Source organism: Embleya sp. NPDC025285 (genome assembly GCF_055558835.1).
On sequence record NZ_JBVHLU010000007.1, the window covers coordinates 20,848 to 38,122 of the forward strand.

At 71.2% G+C, this 17,275-nt stretch carries 17 protein-coding genes; 11 read left to right on the plus strand and 6 right to left on the minus strand.

Annotated elements, in window-relative coordinates:
- Positions 1–58 precede the first annotated feature (58 nt).
- Positions 59–208 (plus strand): hypothetical protein, encoded by a 150-nt coding sequence (locus tag ACZ4FV_RS06585; RefSeq protein ID WP_402237664.1) that lies wholly within the window; start codon positions 59–61, stop codon positions 206–208.
- Here the strand turns inward: ACZ4FV_RS06585 and ACZ4FV_RS06590 are convergent, their stop codons facing one another.
- The gene (locus tag ACZ4FV_RS06590) at positions 209–1,129 is read right to left on the minus strand and encodes an alpha/beta fold hydrolase (protein ID WP_465322028.1); all 921 of its coding nucleotides are present in this window, start codon (positions 1,127–1,129) and stop codon (positions 209–211) included.
- Between the two features lie 249 nt (positions 1,130–1,378).
- Between ACZ4FV_RS06590 and ACZ4FV_RS06595 the strand changes: the two genes are divergently transcribed.
- The 9 genes from ACZ4FV_RS06595 (at position 1,379) to ACZ4FV_RS06635 (ending at position 10,258) form a co-directional block, all read left to right on the plus strand.
- Positions 1,379–2,842 carry a 2-hydroxymuconic semialdehyde dehydrogenase gene (locus tag ACZ4FV_RS06595; RefSeq protein ID WP_402237660.1) on the plus strand — a complete coding sequence of 488 codons (1,464 nt, stop codon included), beginning with the start codon at positions 1,379–1,381 and terminating at the stop codon, positions 2,840–2,842.
- A 34-nt stretch (positions 2,843–2,876) separates the two neighbouring features.
- Positions 2,877–3,689 (plus strand): 2-keto-4-pentenoate hydratase, encoded by an 813-nt coding sequence (locus ACZ4FV_RS06600; RefSeq protein ID WP_395859444.1) that lies wholly within the window; start codon positions 2,877–2,879, stop codon positions 3,687–3,689.
- The gene (locus ACZ4FV_RS06605; RefSeq protein WP_465322030.1) at positions 3,689–4,531 is read left to right on the plus strand and encodes a 2-keto-4-pentenoate hydratase; all 843 of its coding nucleotides are present in this window, start codon (positions 3,689–3,691) and stop codon (positions 4,529–4,531) included. The genes ACZ4FV_RS06600 and ACZ4FV_RS06605 overlap by 1 nt, the downstream gene beginning before the upstream one ends.
- The gene (locus ACZ4FV_RS06610) at positions 4,528–5,049 is read left to right on the plus strand and encodes a RidA family protein (protein ID WP_465322032.1); all 522 of its coding nucleotides are present in this window, start codon (positions 4,528–4,530) and stop codon (positions 5,047–5,049) included. Before ACZ4FV_RS06605 ends, ACZ4FV_RS06610 begins: the two co-directional genes overlap by 4 nt.
- A gap of 145 nt (positions 5,050–5,194) precedes the next feature.
- Positions 5,195–5,809 carry a 3-hydroxyanthranilate 3,4-dioxygenase gene (locus tag ACZ4FV_RS06615; protein WP_395859441.1) on the plus strand — a complete coding sequence of 205 codons (615 nt, stop codon included), beginning with the start codon at positions 5,195–5,197 and terminating at the stop codon, positions 5,807–5,809.
- A 56-nt stretch (positions 5,810–5,865) separates the two neighbouring features.
- Positions 5,866–6,930 carry an amidohydrolase family protein gene (locus ACZ4FV_RS06620; RefSeq protein WP_395859440.1) on the plus strand — a complete coding sequence of 355 codons (1,065 nt, stop codon included), beginning with the start codon at positions 5,866–5,868 and terminating at the stop codon, positions 6,928–6,930.
- Positions 6,927–7,844 carry an acetaldehyde dehydrogenase (acetylating) gene (locus ACZ4FV_RS06625; RefSeq protein ID WP_402237655.1) on the plus strand — a complete coding sequence of 306 codons (918 nt, stop codon included), beginning with the start codon at positions 6,927–6,929 and terminating at the stop codon, positions 7,842–7,844. Before ACZ4FV_RS06620 ends, ACZ4FV_RS06625 begins: the two co-directional genes overlap by 4 nt.
- Complete coding sequence (gene dmpG, locus ACZ4FV_RS06630; protein ID WP_395859438.1) at positions 7,841–8,854, plus strand: 4-hydroxy-2-oxovalerate aldolase; 1,014 nt, start codon at positions 7,841–7,843, stop codon at positions 8,852–8,854. Before ACZ4FV_RS06625 ends, dmpG begins: the two co-directional genes overlap by 4 nt.
- A gap of 270 nt (positions 8,855–9,124) precedes the next feature.
- Complete coding sequence (locus tag ACZ4FV_RS06635; RefSeq protein WP_395859437.1) at positions 9,125–10,258, plus strand: glycoside hydrolase family 19 protein; 1,134 nt, start codon at positions 9,125–9,127, stop codon at positions 10,256–10,258.
- Positions 10,259–10,315: 57 nt separating this feature from the next.
- Here ACZ4FV_RS06635 and ACZ4FV_RS06640 read toward each other — a convergent pair whose 3' ends face one another.
- A complete protein-coding gene (locus ACZ4FV_RS06640; RefSeq protein ID WP_402237651.1) occupies positions 10,316–10,711 on the minus strand; it encodes a DUF427 domain-containing protein in 396 nt (131 codons plus the stop codon).
- A 305-nt stretch (positions 10,712–11,016) separates the two neighbouring features.
- On the opposite strand from ACZ4FV_RS06640, the gene ACZ4FV_RS06645 reads away from it, so the two are divergent.
- Positions 11,017–11,247 (plus strand): hypothetical protein, encoded by a 231-nt coding sequence (locus ACZ4FV_RS06645; protein WP_395859435.1) that lies wholly within the window; start codon positions 11,017–11,019, stop codon positions 11,245–11,247.
- A 342-nt stretch (positions 11,248–11,589) separates the two neighbouring features.
- On the opposite strand, the gene ACZ4FV_RS06650 is transcribed toward ACZ4FV_RS06645, so the two are convergent.
- From ACZ4FV_RS06650 to ACZ4FV_RS06665, 4 genes are all read right to left on the minus strand, one after another.
- Positions 11,590–13,107, minus strand: coding sequence for a CYTH and CHAD domain-containing protein (locus ACZ4FV_RS06650; protein WP_395859431.1), 1,518 nt, complete (start codon positions 13,105–13,107; stop codon positions 11,590–11,592).
- A 163-nt stretch (positions 13,108–13,270) separates the two neighbouring features.
- Positions 13,271–13,669 carry a GNAT family N-acetyltransferase gene (locus ACZ4FV_RS06655; protein WP_465322035.1) on the minus strand — a complete coding sequence of 133 codons (399 nt, stop codon included), beginning with the start codon at positions 13,667–13,669 and terminating at the stop codon, positions 13,271–13,273.
- A gap of 158 nt (positions 13,670–13,827) precedes the next feature.
- Positions 13,828–15,483, minus strand: coding sequence for a hypothetical protein (locus tag ACZ4FV_RS06660; RefSeq protein WP_465322037.1), 1,656 nt, complete (start codon positions 15,481–15,483; stop codon positions 13,828–13,830).
- A gap of 186 nt (positions 15,484–15,669) precedes the next feature.
- Positions 15,670–17,205, minus strand: coding sequence for an MDR family MFS transporter (locus ACZ4FV_RS06665; protein ID WP_465322039.1), 1,536 nt, complete (start codon positions 17,203–17,205; stop codon positions 15,670–15,672).
- Positions 17,206–17,275: the final 70 nt, after the last annotated feature.

Below are 17,275 nucleotides of genomic sequence, written 5' to 3' on the forward strand. Positions count from 1 at the left end.
TAGCGAGGCGCCACCTCGCCCGCCAACCACGAGCCCCGCGACGACGCCCGATCCGGAGGTGGCATGGACGCTGTCGCGTGCCGTCACCGCCGTCGCGGACGTCCTCGCACTCGCCGCCACCCTGCTCCGGCTCGGGCCCCTGCTCCCGGCTCGCGCCGCGCACGGCGCCGATCCGGGAGATCGACACGCGGACCCGAGGCGGGCGTGATCAGCGGGACACCGATCCGATGCTCTCCTTCCGGTCCCCGGCCCGGGCCTTCCCATCCCAGGCCCTGGGCAGGAAGTCCGCGATCAGTGGGGCGATTTCCGGCAGCTTGTCCTCGAGGGCGAAGTGCCCGGTGTCCAGGATGTGCAGCTCGGCGTCGGGGAGGTCGGCGAGGTAGGCGTGTGCGCCGGTCGCCGGGAAGAAGATGTCGTTGCGGCCCCAGACGATCAGCGTCGCCGGGCGGTGTTCGGCCAGCCATGCCTGCCACTTCGGGTACAGCGCGACGTTGGTGTGGTAGTTAAGCGCCAGGTCGACCTGGGCCTCCTTGCGGCCCGGCTGGTCCAGGAAGTGCTGGTCCAGGGTCCAGCCGTCGGGCGCCACCAGGGTGGGGTCGGCGGTGCCGCCCTCGTACTGGCTCCGGGTCACCGGCAGCACCAGCAACTCGGCGGCCTTCTCCCGGGCGCCCTCCACCTCGGGGGTGAGTGCGATGAAGTCGCGGGCCATCTCCGACAGGCCCTCGGCGTAGGCGTTCGCGTTCTGCACGATCAACCCGGCGACCGCCGCCGGCCGCCGCTCGGCCAGCCGCAACCCGACCGGACCGCCGAAGTCGAAGGTGTACAGCACGTACCGATCCAGCCCGAGCGCGTCCACGAAGCCCTCGACCACATCGGCCAGCCGTTCGAACGAGTAGGTGAAGCCCGCCGGTGCCTCGGTGTGCCCGAAGCCGGGGTAGTCCGGCGCGATCAACCGGAAGTCGTTGCCCAGCACGTCCATCAGCCGTCGGAACTGGTGCGAGGCCGAGGGAAAGCCGTGCAGCAGAAGCAACGCGGGCGCACCCACCGGCCCGGTCTCCCGGTAGAAGACCCGAACCCCGTCGACCTCCACGAAACGGTGCGTGACCTGCGGAACAGCGGTGATGCCCATGATCTCTACCTCCGGCGACGGCTTGATGTCGTAGTTCTATCGGTCATCGAACTAATGAGTCAAGCTATCTTCAAGCATTAGTTTGATCATGCGATCGAGGAGGTTCGATCGAGCGGTCGCATCAGCGGGTCGATGGCGGCGAGTGGCATACCGAAATCGATATGCATCACGGTCCAAAGAGTATTGGACGGGCATGTCGTGGTCGGGGGAAGCTCGCTGCGTCGGGGCTTGCGGCGAAGGGATTGGGCGATGGGACGGTCGGTGGCCGGGACGGGTGTGCTGCCCGCGCACTATCTGGCGGGAGAGTTCAGCCGGGCGGGCGGCGAGAGATTCCCGCTGGTGAACCCGGTGGACGGGGCCGTCGTGGGCGATGTTCCCGAGGCCGATCGGGCGATCGTCGACGCCGCCGTCGCCGCCGCTCGCAGCGCGCTCTCGCAGTGGGGGTCGACGTCCGTCGAGCTTCGGGCCGAGGCGATGCGGCGGATCGCGGACGGCATCGCGGCCCGGTTCGAGGAGTTCGTGGCCGCCGAGGTCGCGGACACCGGCAAGCCGCGCGAGCTCGCCGCCACCGTGGACATCCCCCGGGCGATCGGCAACTTCCGCGCCTACGCCGACCTGTTGTACGGGCGGCCCGAGCGGGCCCACTCGACCGCCGTGCCCGGATGGAGCGGCGGCACCGGCCAGGCGCTCAACTACACCGTGCGCCGTCCGCTGGGCGTGGTCGCGATCATCTCGCCGTGGAACCTCCCGCTCCTGCTGCTGACCTGGAAGGTCGCCCCCGCGCTCGCGGCCGGGAACACCGTGGTGGCCAAGCCGTCCGAGGAGACGCCGTGCACCGCGACGCTGCTCGCCGAGGTGATCCACGAAGCCGGGCTGCCGGTCGGCGTGTTCAACCTGATCCACGGTCACGGCGCGGGTGCGGCGGGGGAGTTCCTCACCGAGCACGCGGGTGTCGACGCCATCGCGTTCACCGGCGAATCGGCCACCGGCAGCGCGATCATGCGCAAGGCGGCCGAGCACATCACCCCGGTGTCCTTCGAACTCGGCGGCAAGAACCCGGCGATCGTGTTCGCCGACGCGGACTTCGAGGAAGCGGTGGCGGGCACCGTACGCTCCGCCTTCACCCACTCCGGCCAGATCTGCCTGTGCACCGAGCGGATCTACGTCGAGCGCTCGATCTTCGCCGCGTTCGTGGCCGAACTCGGCTCCCGAGCGGGGGCGTTGACCGACTACGGTCCGATGATCTCGGCGGCGCACCGGGACAAGGTGCTGTCCTACTACCGGCTCGCCGTCGAGGAGGGGGCCACGGTCGTCGCGGGCGGCGGCGTACCGAGCTTCGGTGACGAGCGGGACCGGGGGTTCCACGTGGAACCGACGGTGCTGACCGGCCTGCCGCAGAGCGCGCGCACGGTACGGGAGGAGGTCTTCGGGCCGATCTGCCATGTGCTGCCGTTCGACACCGAGGACGAGGCGATCGAACTCGCCAACGACAGCCCGTACGGCCTGGCCGCGACCGTCTGGACGCGTGACCTTTCCCGCGCGCACCGGGTCGCCCCGCGCGTCGAGGCCGGGATCGTGTGGGTCAACTGCTGGAATCTGCGGGACCTGCGCACCCCGTTCGGCGGGATCAAGGCATCCGGGATCGGCCGGGAGGGCGGCGAGTACTCGTTGGACTTCTTCTCCGAACCGGTGAACATCTGCATCAAGATCTGACCGAATCAGGATCCGACCGCCGCCGGGAACGAGAGTGACAGTGACTGAGACAACGACGAACGCCATCGACGCGGCCGCCGCGCGGCTGCTCGACGCGGAGAGGTCCGGCGTCCCGTGTGCGCCGGTGCGCGACCTGATCACCGGCGTCGAGGACGCGTACGCGGTCCAGGAGCGGCTGACCGTCGGCCGGCTCGCCGAGGGCCGCCGGCTGGTCGGGCGCAAGATCGGCCTGACCTCCGCCGCCGTGCAGAGCCAGCTCGGGGTGCACGAACCGGACTTCGGCATGCTGTACGCGGACATGGCGGTGCCGGACGGCGCCGAGATACCGGTCGGTGCGGTGCTCCAGCCCAGGGCCGAGGCCGAGGTTGCGCTCGTACTGGAGGCCGACCTGACGCACGAGCGGCACACCGTCGCCGACCTGATCCGGGCCACCGCGTTCGTGCTGCCCGCGATCGAGGTGTGCGGCAGCCGAGTGCGCGACTGGGACATCGGCATCGCGGACACCGTCGCGGACAACGCCTCCTCCGGGATGTACGTGCTCGGCAACCGGCCGGTGGCGCTCGGCGACTCGGACCTGCGGCTCGCGGGCATGGTCCTGGAGCGGCGCGGCGAGCCGGTCTCCACCGGCGTCGGCGCGGCCTGCCTGGGCCACCCGCTGAACGCGGCGATCTGGCTCGCGGACATCCTCGTCCGGCTCGGCCGACCGCTGCGCGCCGGGGACACCGTGCTCACCGGCGCGCTGGGCCCGATGGTGGCGGTGGCCCCGGGAGACGTGTTGGAGGCCCGGATCGACGGGCTCGGCGACGTACGTGTCGCGTTCGCGGCGACGAACCCCGAGGAGAACTGATGACCGACACCGCCGACGGCGCGACCGAGAGCACCGCGGGCGCCCCGCACGTGGGTGACGGCGAAGCCACCGGCGCCCGACTCGTGGCCGCCCTCGCCGCCACTTTGGACGAGGCCGGACGAGGCCGGCGTACCGTCGCCCGGCTCACCGACACCACCGATCTCGACCTGGACACCGCGTATCGGGTCCAGCGCGCCGTGATCGACCGTCGGGTGGCCCGGGGCGAGGCGCTGATCGGCGTCAAGATGGGGTTCACCAGCCGCGCCAAGATGGTCCAGATGGGCGTCGACGACGTGATCTGGGGGCTGCTCACCGACGCGATGCAGGTCGAGGAGGGTGGTGTGCTCGACCTGGGCGAGCTGATCCACCCCCGGATCGAGCCGGAGATCGCGTTCCTGATCGGCAGCCCGCTGTCCGGCACGATCACCCCGGCCGAGGCGGTCCGCGCGATCGCCGGTGTCGCGGTCGCCTACGAGGTGCTGGACTCGCGCTACGCGGACTTCAAGTTCACGCTGCCCGACGTGATCGCGGACAACGCGTCCGCGGCCGGCTTCGGCTTCGGTCCCTGGCACGACCCGACCGGACTCGACCTGAGCAACCTGGGCCTGCTCGTCGAGATCGACGGACGCGTCGTGGCGACCGGGTCCTCGGCGGCGATCCTGGGCAACCCGTTGCGCTCGCTGATTGCGGCAGCCCGACTGGCCGCCGAGGCCGGTCTCGAACTCCGGCCCGGATGGGTCGTGCTCGCGGGGGCTGCCACCGCCGCGATGCCGCTGCCCAAGGGCGCGCACGTGCGCGTGTCCGCGGCCGGCCTCGGCCGCGCGGAGGTGACCACACGATGAGCGCCGACGACGGCATCCTGGTCGCCGGCAAGGCCGCCCCGCGCGGCCGGTTCCCGCACGTCAAGCGGGCCGGTGACTTCGTCTACGTGTCCGGCACCAGCTCCCGGCGACCCGACGGCACCTTCGTCGGCGCGAGCGCGGACGCGATGGGCACCACCGATCTGGACATCCGGGCGCAGACCCGGGCGGTGATCGAGAACATCGCCGACCTGTTGGCCGCCGCGGGCGGTGGTCTGGCCGACGCGGTCTCGCTCACCACGTACCTGGTCAGCATGAACGACTTCGGCGGCTACAACGAGGTCTACGCCGAGTACTTCGACGAGAGCGGCCCCACGCGCACCACCGTCGCGGTCCACCAGCTCCCGCATCCGCATCTGCTGATCGAGATCTCCTGTGTCGCGTACCTGCCGAGGCCGGACCGCTCCACGCGGGACCGCTCCACGCGGGACCGCTCCACGCGGGACCGCTCCACGCGGGACCGCTCCACGCCGGACCCCGCCGTCGTCGGCGAGCCCTGAGGCGATCGCGCGAGAACCCGAACCGAACCGCGCGAGAACCGAACCGCGCGAGCGCCCGAACCGACCGCGCGACAACCGAAGTGCGAGCACCCGAACCGACCGCGCGAGAACGCGAACGGACCGTGAGAGAAAGGGACCGCGAGCGATGAGTCTGCCCAAGCCGACCAATGGCCTGCCGTTCAACTTCGCCCGGTGGATCGACGAGCACCGGGAGCTGCTGAAGCCGCCGGTCGGCAACATCCAGATCTGGACCGAGGCCGACCTGGTGGTCACCGTGGTCGGCGGGCCCAACCAGCGCACCGACTTCCACGACGACCCGATCGAGGAGTTCTTCTACCAGCTCCAGGGCAACATGGTGCTCCGGGTGATGGAGGAGGAGGGCAAGCCGCCGGTCGACATCCAGATCAACGAGGGCGACGTCTTCCTGCTGCCGCCGCACGTGCGGCACTCGCCGCAGCGGCCCGAGGCGGGCAGCATCGGACTGGTGGTCGAATTCAGCCGGGCGCAGGGTCTGATCGACGCCTTCGAGTGGTACTGCGTCGAGTGTCACCGGCTGGTGAACCGCTCGACGGTGCAACTCGGGTCGATCGTCGAAGACCTGCCGCCGCTGTTCGAGGCCTTCTACGACGGCGACCGCACCTGCCCGCACTGCGGCGCGATCCACCCGGGCCGGCACTGGCCGGACGCGATGCGTCCGCGAACCGTGCCCCGCTCCGACACCGCCGGGACCCCCCGGACCGGGCCCGGACCCGCCGCCTGATCTGCACCCCTGCCCCGACCGCCGGCCGAGCCCGGCGGTGAAACCACGGAGGTTCCGTGACTGTCATCGACGTCCATTCGCACGTCTTCCCGAGGATCTCGCGGGCCGAGAGCCGCATCCTGACGGGCGCGGGCGAGCCGTGGCTGCGGGTCCACGGTGACGGCACCGGGATGATGATGAGCGGCGAGGACGAGTACCGCCCGGTGATCGCGCCGCTGTGGGACCCCGAACGCCGGCTGGCGGACATGGACACGCTCGGCGTGGACGTCCAGGCGATCTCCTCGACGCCGCTGATGTTCGGCTACGCGGCCGAGACCGCGCGCGCGGTCGAGTGGTGCGACCTGGTCAACGAACGCATCCTCGACTACTGCTCGCTCGACCCGGAGCGACTGCTGCCGCTGTGTCAGGTCCCGCTCCAGGACATCGGCGCGGCATGCGAGACCGCGTCCCGGGCCGCGGCGGCCGGGCATCGCGGCGTGCACATCGGCAACCACGTCGGCGACCGGTACCTCGGCGACGACGGGATCGTGGAGTTCCTCGCGCACTGTGCCGCCGAGGAGATCCCGGTGCTCGTGCACCCGTGGGACATGCTCGGCGGCGAGCGCATGCGCGGCCACATGTTGCCGTGGCTGGTCGGGATGCCCGCGGAGACCCAGTTGAGCATCCTCGGGATGATCCTCCAGGGCGCGTTCGAGAAGTTGCCCGAGTCACTGCGGCTGTGCTTCTGCCACGGCGGCGGCAGCTTCGCCTTCCTGCTCGGCCGGGCCGACAACGCGTGGCACAACCGGGATCTGGTCCGGGCCGATTCGCCCAGGCCGCCGTCCGAGTACGTACGGCGCTTCCACGTCGACTCGGCCGTGTTCGACCCGCGCGCGTTGCGGTTGCTGGTCGAGGTGATGGGGCCGGATCGGGTCATGCTCGGCACCGATTTCCCGTTCCCGCTGGGCGAGTCGGACCCCGGCGGCGTGATCCGGGCCTGCCCCGAACTGACCGCGGAGCAAAGGCGGATGATCCTCGGCGGCAACGCGGCGCGCTTCTTCGGACTCGGTGAGCGACCCGGCACGGGCGAGCGGTACGCGCCGCGACAGTTGGCGGAACCCACGAAGGGACTCAAGCGATGACCGACCGGACCAAGGTCGCCATCATCGGGTCGGGCAATATCGGCACCGACCTGATGATCAAGATTCTGCGGGTGTCGAGCACGCTCGAACTCGCCGCGATGGTGGGCATCGACCCCGCGTCGGACGGCCTGGCCCGGGCGGCCCGATTCGGCGTACCGACCACGCACGAGGGCGTCGAGGGCCTGCTCGCCATGCCCGACTTCGCGGACATCGAAATCGTGTTCGACGCGACCTCGGCGGGTGCGCACCGGCACAACGCCAAGGTGCTCGCGCCGTACGGGAAGCGGCTGATCGACCTGACGCCGGCCGCGCTCGGCCCGTACGTGATCCCGGCGGTCAACCTGGACGAGCATCCGGACGCGGCCAACCTGAACATGGTCACCTGCGGCGGCCAGGCCACCGTGCCGATCGTCGCCGCGGTGTCCCGAACCGCGCCGGTGGCCTACGCGGAGATCGTCGCGTCCATCTCCTCGCGTTCGGCCGGTCCCGGCACTCGCGCCAACATCGACGAGTTCACCGAGACCACGTCGCGTGCCCTGGAACAGGTCGGCGGCGCGGCCGAGGGCAAGGCGATCATCGTGCTGAACCCGGCCGAACCACCGATGATCATGCGCGACACGGTGTACTGCGTGATCGGCGCGGACGCCGACGAGGCGGCGGTGACCGCGTCGATCCTGACCATGGTCGCCGAGGTCGCCTCCTACGTCCCGGGCTACCGGCTCAAGCAGGACGTGCAGTTCCGCCCGATCACGGCGAACGATCCGCTCGCCCGACTGGCGGGCGGCAGCGGCAAGTTGGTCTCGGTCTTCCTCGAAGTCGAGGGCGCGGCGCACTACCTGCCGGCGTACGCCGGGAACCTGGACATCATGACGTCCGCCGCGCTGCGCGCGGCAGAGAGGTCGGCCACCCGATGACGCACGAGATCTACGTCCAGGACGTGACCCTGCGGGACGGCATGCACGCCATCCGGCACCGGTACACCACCGACCAGGTCCGGGAGATCGCCGCCGCGCTGGACGCGGCCGGCGTGGACGCGATCGAGGTCGCGCACGGCGACGGGCTGGCCGGGTCGAGCGTCAACTACGGGCCGGGCGCGCACTCCGACGACGAGTGGATCGCGGCGGCGGCCGAGGTGGTCACCCGGGCCAAGCTGACCACCCTGCTGCTGCCGGGCATCGGTACGCTGGCCGAGCTGCGCCGGGCCCACGACCTGGGAGTTCGCTCGGTCCGGGTGGCCACGCACTGCACCGAGGCGGACATCTCCGCCCAGCACATCGCGGCGGCCCGCGAGCTGGGCATGGACGTCGCGGGCTTCCTGATGATGAGTCACCTCGCGCCCGCGGACGAACTGGCGCGCCAGGCGAAGCTGATGGAGTCCTACGGCGCGCAGTGCGTGTACGTCACCGACTCCGGCGGCCGGCTCACCATGGACGGCGTGCGCGATCGGGTGCGGGCGTACCGCGAGGTGTTGGCGCCGGAGACCGAGATCGGCATCCACGCGCACCACAACCTCGGTCTGGGCGTCGCCAATTCGGTGGTCGCGGTGGAGCACGGCGTGCGTCGGGTGGACGCCTCGCTGGCCGGGATGGGCGCGGGTGCGGGCAACTGCCCGTTGGAGGCGTTCGTCGCGGTCGCCGATCTGATGGGGTGGCGGCACGGCTGTGCGGTGTTCCGGCTCATGGACGCGGCCGACGACATCGTCCGCCCGCTGCAGGACCGGCCGGTCCAGGTCGACCGGGAGACCCTCACCCTCGGCTATGCGGGCGTGTACAGCAGCTTCCTGCGGCACGCGGAGGACGCTGCCGACCGCTACGGCCTGGACACCCGGGACATCCTGGTCGAGGTCGGTCGGCGCGGCATGGTCGGCGGCCAGGAGGACATGATCGTCGACATCGCGCTGGACCTGGTCAACGCGGCGAAGTAGCCCGATGGGCGACGACGGGAGCCGGTTTCGCCGAGGGGCGGGGCCGGCTCCCGTCGTCTTCGCCGGCGCATGGACGGCGCCCAGAGCGTGAGACGAATGCCGCGCAGACCTTGACTGGTATAGACCATTCGTATTGAGTGAGCCCCGCAACATCTCGTCCAGGGGCCTCGATCGAGGCAAGCGCCGGTCCAGGTACGACAGTTGACGTACGCGTAATGGTACTTCCCGTCGATCAAGCGCGGTGTCCCCCGCGCGAGGGAGTGGGCTTCCATGGCGAGAAAACGGATCGTGGCATTCCTGTTGGCCATCGCGGTGGTGGGGGCGTTGGCAGCGGCCCTGCCGTTCGCCTCGACCGCCTCCGCGGCCGGTTGCGCGACCGGATGGAGTTCGTCGGCCGTCTACACGGGCGGTGCGACCGCCTCGTACAACGGCCACAACTGGGGCGCCAAGTGGTGGACCCAGGGTGAGGTGCCCGGAACGACGGACGTCTGGGCGGACCAGGGTTCGTGCGGCGGCGGTGGCGACCCGACCACCGGCGGCTCGACGGGTGGGTCGACCGGCGGGGGCGGCACCTGTACGTACCCGAACTGGGCGGCGGGCACGAACTACGCGGTCGGCGCCATCGTGCGCTACACGAACGGCAACCTCTACCGGGCGAAGAACGCGAACCCCGGCTACGACCCGGTGATCAGCACCTGGTTCTGGGAGCCGTTCACCTGCAACGGATCCACCACCGGCGGTACGACCACCGGTGGCAGCACGGGCGGCAACGGCGGCAATCCGGGCGACTTCGTGGTGAGCGAGGCGCAGTTCAACCAGATGTTCCCGAACCGGAACCCGTTCTACACGTACGCCGGCCTGACCGCCGCGCTGAGCGCCTACCCGGGCTTCGCCAAGACCGGCAGCGACACGGTCAAGAAGCAGGAGGCGGCGGCCTTCCTGGCCAACGTCAACCACGAGACGGGTGGCCTGGTCCACATCGTCGAGCAGAACACCGCGAACTACCCGCACTACTGCGACGCCAACCAGCCGTACGGCTGCCCGGCCGGTCAGGCCGCCTACTACGGGCGCGGTCCGATCCAGTTGAGCTGGAACTTCAACTACAAGGCGGCGGGTGACGCCCTGGGCATCAACCTGCTGAACAACCCCTACCTGGTCCAGAACGATCCGGCCGTGGCCTGGAAGACCGGCCTCTGGTACTGGAACACCCAGAACGGCCCCGGCACGATGACCCCGCACAACGCGATGGTCAACGGGGCGGGCTTCGGCGAGACCATCCGCAGCATCAACGGCGCGTTGGAATGCAACGGCGGCAACCCGGCGCAGGTACAGAGCCGGATCAACAGCTACCAGTCGTTCGTGTCGATCCTGGGAACCACGCCCGGGAACAACCTGAGCTGCTGAGTCCGGGCGCGGGGCGGGCCGATCCGGCGGCCGGCCCCGCGCGTCCGGCATCGCGGGTCAGGCCGACGGCGCCGGCGGTGCCGGCGGTTCCCCCTCCACCGTGACCGTGGCCACCGTGTCGTAGAAGCACAGCCGGCCGGCGATGTCGGGGACCGAGTCGATCGGCTCGGGGTAGGCCCAGGCCACGTCCGCGCGCGGGCCGGTGTCGCCGTTGCCCAGGTAGGTCCAATACGAGGCCTCGCCCTTGAACGGACACGTGGTGTGCGTGTCGGTGGGCTTGAAGCGGGTCAACTCGACGTCGTCCGGCGGGAGGTAGTACCGGATCGGCAGTCCGGTCTCGTAGAGCACCACCGGACGGGTGGATCGTGCGACCACCTCGCCGTCGATCTCGACGGTCACCGTCTGCGTACTGTGCACGGTCGTCACGAGGTGGCCCTGTGCGGGTATCGGCATGCGAATCTCCTCCGCGGAACTCGGTGCTGCGGTCTTCCCTCGGTCAACCGCCGCGACGGGCGAACCATTCCGGCGGCATCGTGGGCCGTGGGCGGTATCCGGCGCGGTGCTTCGGCGCCGGATGGCCGCGAAAGCGTCCGGCGAATGTGTGAGTAACGTGTGGATCGATTCAATTGGTATAGACCTATTGCTCGAGGTGAAGGCACCGGCTAGCGTTTTCCGCGTGCGCGCCGGCAGCGCAGCAGGGACCAAATACCGTTCCAGCGAACCGAGTTGCCCTCGGGGCGAGAATTGGAGTCGAGCACATGCGCAAGGCTATGGCGGGTGTCGCGTTGGCTGCGGCGTTGTTGGGCGTGGGGGCTGCCGCGCAGCCCGCGATGGCGGACCCGGCCCCGGGCGGCAGCTTCATCTTCTACGGCTACTACCCGTCGCAGGCCTCCTGCGACGCGGCCGGCCGCGCGGCCGCACCGGCCCACGGCCCGGTGTACCTCTGTCTCAACAACGGCGGCACCCTCTGGTCGCTCTGGGTGCACTAGCGGCACTCGGTAGGGCCGAGGAATGAGGCGGTGCCCCGAGTGGGGGGCACCGCCTCATTCCTCGTCACACCACGCGATGACGGTGACGGTCAGGCCGGGGTCGTCACGATCGGGGCAGCGGACCGGGAGGAGTCCTTGGCGCGGAAGGCGACCAGGCGGCGGTCGGAGGAGATCGCGGTGCTGGGCGGGACCAGGGCGAAGGCCATGACGAGCTCGTTTTGATCGGTTGTCCATGCCCACCCCTGGATCCGAAAGCGGGGAGAGCGGAGAAGCGAGAGGACACGGGAAGCGGGGAGGACACGGGAAGCGGGGAGGACACGGGCAACGGGGGTGGGGAGCGGGCTACAGACCCCGGCGCAGCCGCGGGCGGGCGAAGTCGGCCCAGTGGGCCGGGAACTCGGCCTCGACCCGCTGGGCCAGGGCGATCTCCTGGCCGTACAGCAGGCCCCACGTGAAGGAGCTCTCTCCCGCGCCGTGTGCCGCGATGGCCAGCCGGCGCAGCGCCTTGCGGGTCTGCACACTGTCCTGGTGCGTGCCGAGCAGGCTCTGCAATCCCTTGGCTCGCTTGGTGAGCCGCTTGGCGGGCTTGCCCAGTGCCGGGCGGGTGGCCTCGCCGGCGTAGCGGACCCGTTTCGCGGCCTTGCGCACCTCGTGTAGTGCGGTGTCGCGGGCCCGGCCGGTGGGCGAGCGCAGCGCGACCCGGGCACGCCGGGAGATCCGCCGATCGCTTCGGAGCAGGGCCGCCGCGACCGGGCGGCGTGCCGGTTGGCCCGCCTTCACGGTGAACGGTGGCCTCGCGATCAGGGCGTCCAGGGCGTCCAGCAGGGCGAAGTAGCGGGCGCCGTCGAGTTCGGCGAGGACGCGAACCCGGGCCTCGGTACGCCCGCGCGTGTCCCAGGCGGTCAAGCGGGCCTCGACCGGACCGAGCACCGCCTCGGCGGGCAGCGCGGCGATCCGCTCGCGCAGTCGCTCGGCGAGCACCTCCTGATCCCGAACCCGACCCAACTCCGCCGCGAGCCATTTGAGTTCCGCGCCCAGGATCCCGGTCACCCGCTCGTCCAGCACCCGCGAGAAGACCCGGAAGGCGCTGCGCAGCCGCCGCGTGGCGACCCGCATCTTGTGCACTGAATCCGGCTCGTCGAGGCGGACCCGGGGGTCGTACGCGAGCAGCGTGTCGACCTGTTCCCGAACGTAGTCCAGCGCCACCGCGCCGGCGCTGTCCGCGCGCGGCTTCGCGACCCGGCGTTCCGGCCGCAGGCCCGCCTCGGCCAGCGCGTGCCCGAGCTTGGAGGGGGCCGCCGCGCGGCGCCAACCGCCCTTGGCCAGTCGCCGATCCAGCGCGTCCAACAACGCGGGTTCGCCGTCCACCAGTTCGACCTCGACCTCGGACCAGGACGTGCTGCCGGGGCTCGGCCCGACGAGTACGTCGGCGGTGACCGCGTCGCGCGCGATCTCGGCCAGCGTGGGCCCGCCCGCGCGGGCGACGCGCACCTCGCGCACGGTCCGCAACCGCACCACCGGCACCGGCTCGGTCCCGCGCGTGTACGCCCGGATGCGCACCGCGAGTTCGGCCGGCAGCACCCGCTCGGAGGCGCCGAGCGGTACCCGTACCTCGTCCCGCGTGTCCACTCCGGCGGGCAACTTCAGGTGCCACCCGGCATCGGCGCCGCCGGTCCGCCGCCGCAGCGTGATCCCGCGCGCGGCCAGCGCCAGGCCGGGCGTGTCGAAGTACATCGCGTCCAGCTCGACGGTCTCGCCGACCTCGACCCGCACCCCGTCCGGCATCCCGGCGAAGTCCGGCACGCCCACCCCGTCCGGCGCGACATACTTGCGCTCGACCTCACGCACGACTTCTGCCATGGCACGCACCTGCTTCCTCGGGGCGTCGCGAGGGCCTCGATCCGGGTGGGCGAGGGATCCTCGGGGGCGGATGGTCGACAGGTCCCGGACCGGAGTTCGCCGACCGGGCTCGCGGATACCTGTGCCCGATTCCGCCGGCCCGACACGGGTGATCCGCGCGGGTTCAGTCCTCGAACGTCCAGGCGAACATGACGTGGTCGGACTCGGTGTCGGCGGCGGCGGAGCGGTAGGTCGCGACGGCGGCCTCGTTGTCGCGGTCGGTGAGCACCCACATGCCGTAGCAGCCGCGTTTGCGGGCCAACTCGGCCAGGGCCTCGGTGAGCGCGCGGCCGATGCCGTGGCGCTGGTGGTCGTCGGCGACGGCCAGTTCGTACAGGAACATCTCGGTGCCCTTGTCCGGGTGCGTCGTCTCGACACCGGTGACCATCCCGACCGGGGTGGCGCCCACGTAGGCCAGCAGGATGTGATGCCCCGCCTCGCCCAGGAAGCGGGCCGCCCAGTCCGGGCGTACCGGGTCGTCGAAGAGGTCCCCGGCCGCGATCACGTCCGCCACCGTCGTCACACGCCGAATAGTCGCCACATTCGTATCCACGACGACATTCAACGAGATTCGGACCCGTTCCAGAAGCCGTGGCGGGCAATGGACATCCCATGGTTGGGGCGGAGAGAGGGTGGCTTCGGGAGGAATGGCACGGTTTGACGCGGGTCGGCTCTGCCCGCCTACTCGCCGGACGACTTCCCCGGCGACGGCGACTTCCCCGGCGACGGCGACTTGCCCGGTGATTCGGCGGACGACTTCCCGGCGAACGACAGCGCGCGGCGTACGTCGCGGCCGGCCTGCCGGGATTGGGCCCAGACGGTGCGCGAGATCGCGCCGATCGGGCCGAGCGTCGCGCGCCAACCGTCGGCGATCGCGCGAGTGGTGGGGGCCACCACCGCCGTCCTCGCCCACACCAGTGGTCGCCCGATCAGGACGCGCACCGCCCGAGCGCTCGCGCCGACCAGGAGCGCCGTCCGCCGTCCGATCCACAACGCCGGTCGCACCGCCGCGAAGCGCAGTCCTCGGCCGGCCGCCCGGGCAAGCAGCACCGTCTCCCGGCCGGCCCAGCGCACGGGCAGCACGATCAGGAAGCGCAGCGCGCGGCCGATCATCCGGGCGAGCACCAGGGTCCCGCGGCCGGCCCAGCGCGCCGGCGGCACGACCAGGACGTACAACACCCGGCCGAGGGCGCGGACGAGGCGGACGACCCGGCGCCAGGCCCAGACCACCGATCGTGCGACGACCACTTCGAAGACGATCCCGATGCCGCGCCCGACGGCCGCGATCCCGCGCCCGACGAGCCGCAGCCCGCGCAGCGTGCCTCGGCCGGCCCAGCGGATCGGGACGAGGCCGAGGTACGACACGCGTCCGACGAACCGGGCGCTCAGGACCAGGCCACGCCCGACCAGGTCGGCTCCGGCGAGCAGTCCGCGCCACACCCACCCGGCCGGCGTCAGCACGACGTGCCGGAGCAGGAAGCCGACACCCCGCCCGAGCACGACCAGACCACGTCGGCCGAATCGCGCGCCGGCCAACACGCCGCGCGACAGCCACTTCAGCGGCACGATCAGGAGGTAGTGCAACCACCGCCCGAGGCCGCGACCGGCCACCCGGCCGGCGCGCCAACCCCACCGGGCGGGCAACACGAGAAGCACGTACCCGGCGCGGCCGATCGCGACGCCGAGCAGGCGGAGGGCGCGGATCAGCAACCGGATCAGCGCGACCAGCCCGGAACCCAGCGGACGCAGCAGTGCGGTCCGGGCCCAGCGCAGCGGCACCACCATCGCGTACCGAACGAACAGCCGCAGCCCGCGCCACAGCAGGTCGACGGCCAGCCACCGCAGCCCGCGACCCACCGCGAACACACCGGCCCGCACGCCTTTCGCGAGCGGGACCACGATCAGGCCCCACACCCAGGTATGGAGCCCGCGCCCGATGGCCACGATCGCCCGCACCATCGGGATCAGGAACCAGTTCCGAACTCCCGCCTTGGCGGCGCGCCCGAGCGCCGCCAGAAACCGGCCGGCCGGGTGCAGGACCCGGTTCCGGGCGCCTCGGCCGACGACCTTGAGCAGTTCCCACGCCAGCCGGGTCGGCAACAGCACGAGCACCGCGACGATCCGGATCGGCCAGCGGATCAGGTCGTAGATCAGGCCGGTCGGCTCCGCGGGGGAACCGGTCGGCTTCGGCGCGGGCGCGGGCGCGGTCTTGGTCGCGGTCGCCGACGCAGCCGCGGACGCAGCTTCGGGTGCTTGTCGCGCGAGCGGAAGGTCCTTGCGTAGATCAACCGGAACCGAACCGTCCGGTCGTTCGCCGTCGCGATCGGTGTCCCCCATGTGTATCCCCCCGAGGTGGCCCGGCTCCCCGCCGGATCCTGCCTCCTTGGGACACCGCGACCGGCGCATCCTCACGCCTCGTGCGCGGAATTTTCGAACGCGGGAGGAGACGTCGAGCCGCCGAGACCCGGCGGCCCCGGTCCGCGCGCCGCCGAGACGGGGCACGGACCGGGACCACGCCGGGCGTCAGACCTCCAGCCGCGCCGGTCCGGCCGCAGCCACGCCGTCCTTGGAACCCGCCTCCGTCTCGGCCACCGCCTTCGCGTCCCCGGTCGAAGTCTCGTCCGAAGTCTCGTCCGAAGCCCCGTCCACGTCCCCGCCCGAAGCTCCGGCCGCCGCGCACCGCAGCACCAGCCCGACCGCCCCGACGACCAGCGCGATCGCGATCAAATAGCCGAAGGTGCCCTGGAACGCGGGCACCACGGCGTGGCTCTCGGTGCGGTTCTGCAGGACCAGCGCGGCGATCGCGATGCCGAGCGTGCCGCCGATCTGGTTGCTGAGGTAGACGGCCGCCGTCGCGCTGGGCACCGATTCCGGGGCCACCGAGCCGAACACGGAGGACATCGCGGGCGCGCCGACGAAGCCCAGGCCCGCACCGGTCACCAGCGAATATCCGACCAGGATCACGGTGTTGGTGCCGGCGTCGGCGGTACTGAAGCCCAGGATGCCCAGCGCGGCCAGTACGCCGCCGAACGGGATCAGCGCGCGGGCACCGATCTTGTCGAAGAGTTGCCCCGCGATCGGCATGCCGATCCACACGCCGACTCCCTGCGGTACCAGCAGCAGGCCCGCCGCCATCACGCCCCGGTCGCGCGCGACCTGGTAGTACAGCGGGATCAGGAACAGCAGGGAGAACAACAGGATCCCGGTCAGGAACACCGCGCCGATGCCGCCCGCGAAGCCGCGGATTCGGAACAGCCGGACGTCGATCAGCGGGTGCTCCGCGCGCAGCGCGTGCAGTACGTAGCCGACGATCAGGGCCGCGCCCGCGATCAGTGCCGCGATCACCTGCGGCGCGCCGAAGCCGCTGTCGCCGGCGGCCTGGGAGAGGCCGTACACGACCGCCGCGAACCCCGGGCACAGCAGCGCGATGCCGCGCGCGTCCAACGGCGGCGGCTCGCCCTCGCGCGGCGGATCGGCCGGGATCTGCCGATAGGCCAGCGCCAGCGCGAGCACACCGATCGGCAGGTTGATGATGAACATCCAGCGCCAGTTGGCGTGTTCGAGCAGTACGCCGCCGAGAACCGGTCCCAGGATCGGGCCCAGGGTGACCACGGCGCCGACGATGCCGATCATCTTTCCGGCCCGCTTGGGGCCGGCGGCCAGGGCGAGCATGGTCAGCAGGGTCGGCTCCAGTGCGCCGACGCCGATGCCCTGGAGCACCCGGAAGGCGATCAGGCTCTCCGCGTTCCAGGCGATCGCGGACAGCGCCGAACCGGCGAGGAAGACGGTCAGCCCGGTCAGCCATACGGTCTTGCCGCCGTAGCGGGCGGCCGCCCAGCCGGCCAGTGGCACGGTCGCGGCGAGGGCCAACAGGTAGCCGGTGGCCACCCATTCGATGGTCTTGAGTGGTGCGTCGAAGCGGTCGCCGAGGGTCTCGATGCCGACGTTGACGATCGTGGTGTCCAGGATGCCCATCACGCCGCCGAGCAGCATCACCAGCATCAGGCGCAGGAGTGGCCCGTCGATCTTGGTCTCGGGGTCGGGGGGTGCGGTGGCCATGAACGCCTCCAAGTTACCGATGAGATCAGTTAACTAAACTCGCGAGTAAAAATTAACAGCACGTCTGGTA

Bases quoted from the DNA above. Each gene is read 5' to 3' on its own strand.
- ACZ4FV_RS06650 (WP_395859431.1), bottom strand. From the start codon at position 13,107: ATGGCAGAAGTCGTGCGTGAGGTCGAGCGCAAGTATGTCGCGCCGGAC.
- ACZ4FV_RS06635 (WP_395859437.1), top strand. From the start codon at position 9,125: ATGGCGAGAAAACGGATCGTGGCATTCCTGTTGGCCATCGCGGTGGTG.
- ACZ4FV_RS06645 (WP_395859435.1), top strand. From the start codon at position 11,017: ATGCGCAAGGCTATGGCGGGTGTCGCGTTGGCTGCGGCGTTGTTGGGC.
- ACZ4FV_RS06665 (WP_465322039.1), bottom strand. From the start codon at position 17,205: ATGGCCACCGCACCCCCCGACCCCGAGACCAAGATCGACGGGCCACTC.
- ACZ4FV_RS06625 (WP_402237655.1), top strand. From the start codon at position 6,927: ATGACCGACCGGACCAAGGTCGCCATCATCGGGTCGGGCAATATCGGC.
- ACZ4FV_RS06605 (WP_465322030.1), top strand. From the start codon at position 3,689: ATGACCGACACCGCCGACGGCGCGACCGAGAGCACCGCGGGCGCCCCG.
- ACZ4FV_RS06610 (WP_465322032.1), top strand. From the start codon at position 4,528: ATGAGCGCCGACGACGGCATCCTGGTCGCCGGCAAGGCCGCCCCGCGC.
- ACZ4FV_RS06590 (WP_465322028.1), bottom strand. From the start codon at position 1,129: ATGGGCATCACCGCTGTTCCGCAGGTCACGCACCGTTTCGTGGAGGTC.
- dmpG (WP_395859438.1), top strand. From the start codon at position 7,841: ATGACGCACGAGATCTACGTCCAGGACGTGACCCTGCGGGACGGCATG.
- ACZ4FV_RS06660 (WP_465322037.1), bottom strand. From the start codon at position 15,483: ATGGGGGACACCGATCGCGACGGCGAACGACCGGACGGTTCGGTTCCG.
- ACZ4FV_RS06615 (WP_395859441.1), top strand. From the start codon at position 5,195: ATGAGTCTGCCCAAGCCGACCAATGGCCTGCCGTTCAACTTCGCCCGG.
- ACZ4FV_RS06640 (WP_402237651.1), bottom strand. From the start codon at position 10,711: ATGCCGATACCCGCACAGGGCCACCTCGTGACGACCGTGCACAGTACG.
- ACZ4FV_RS06595 (WP_402237660.1), top strand. From the start codon at position 1,379: ATGGGACGGTCGGTGGCCGGGACGGGTGTGCTGCCCGCGCACTATCTG.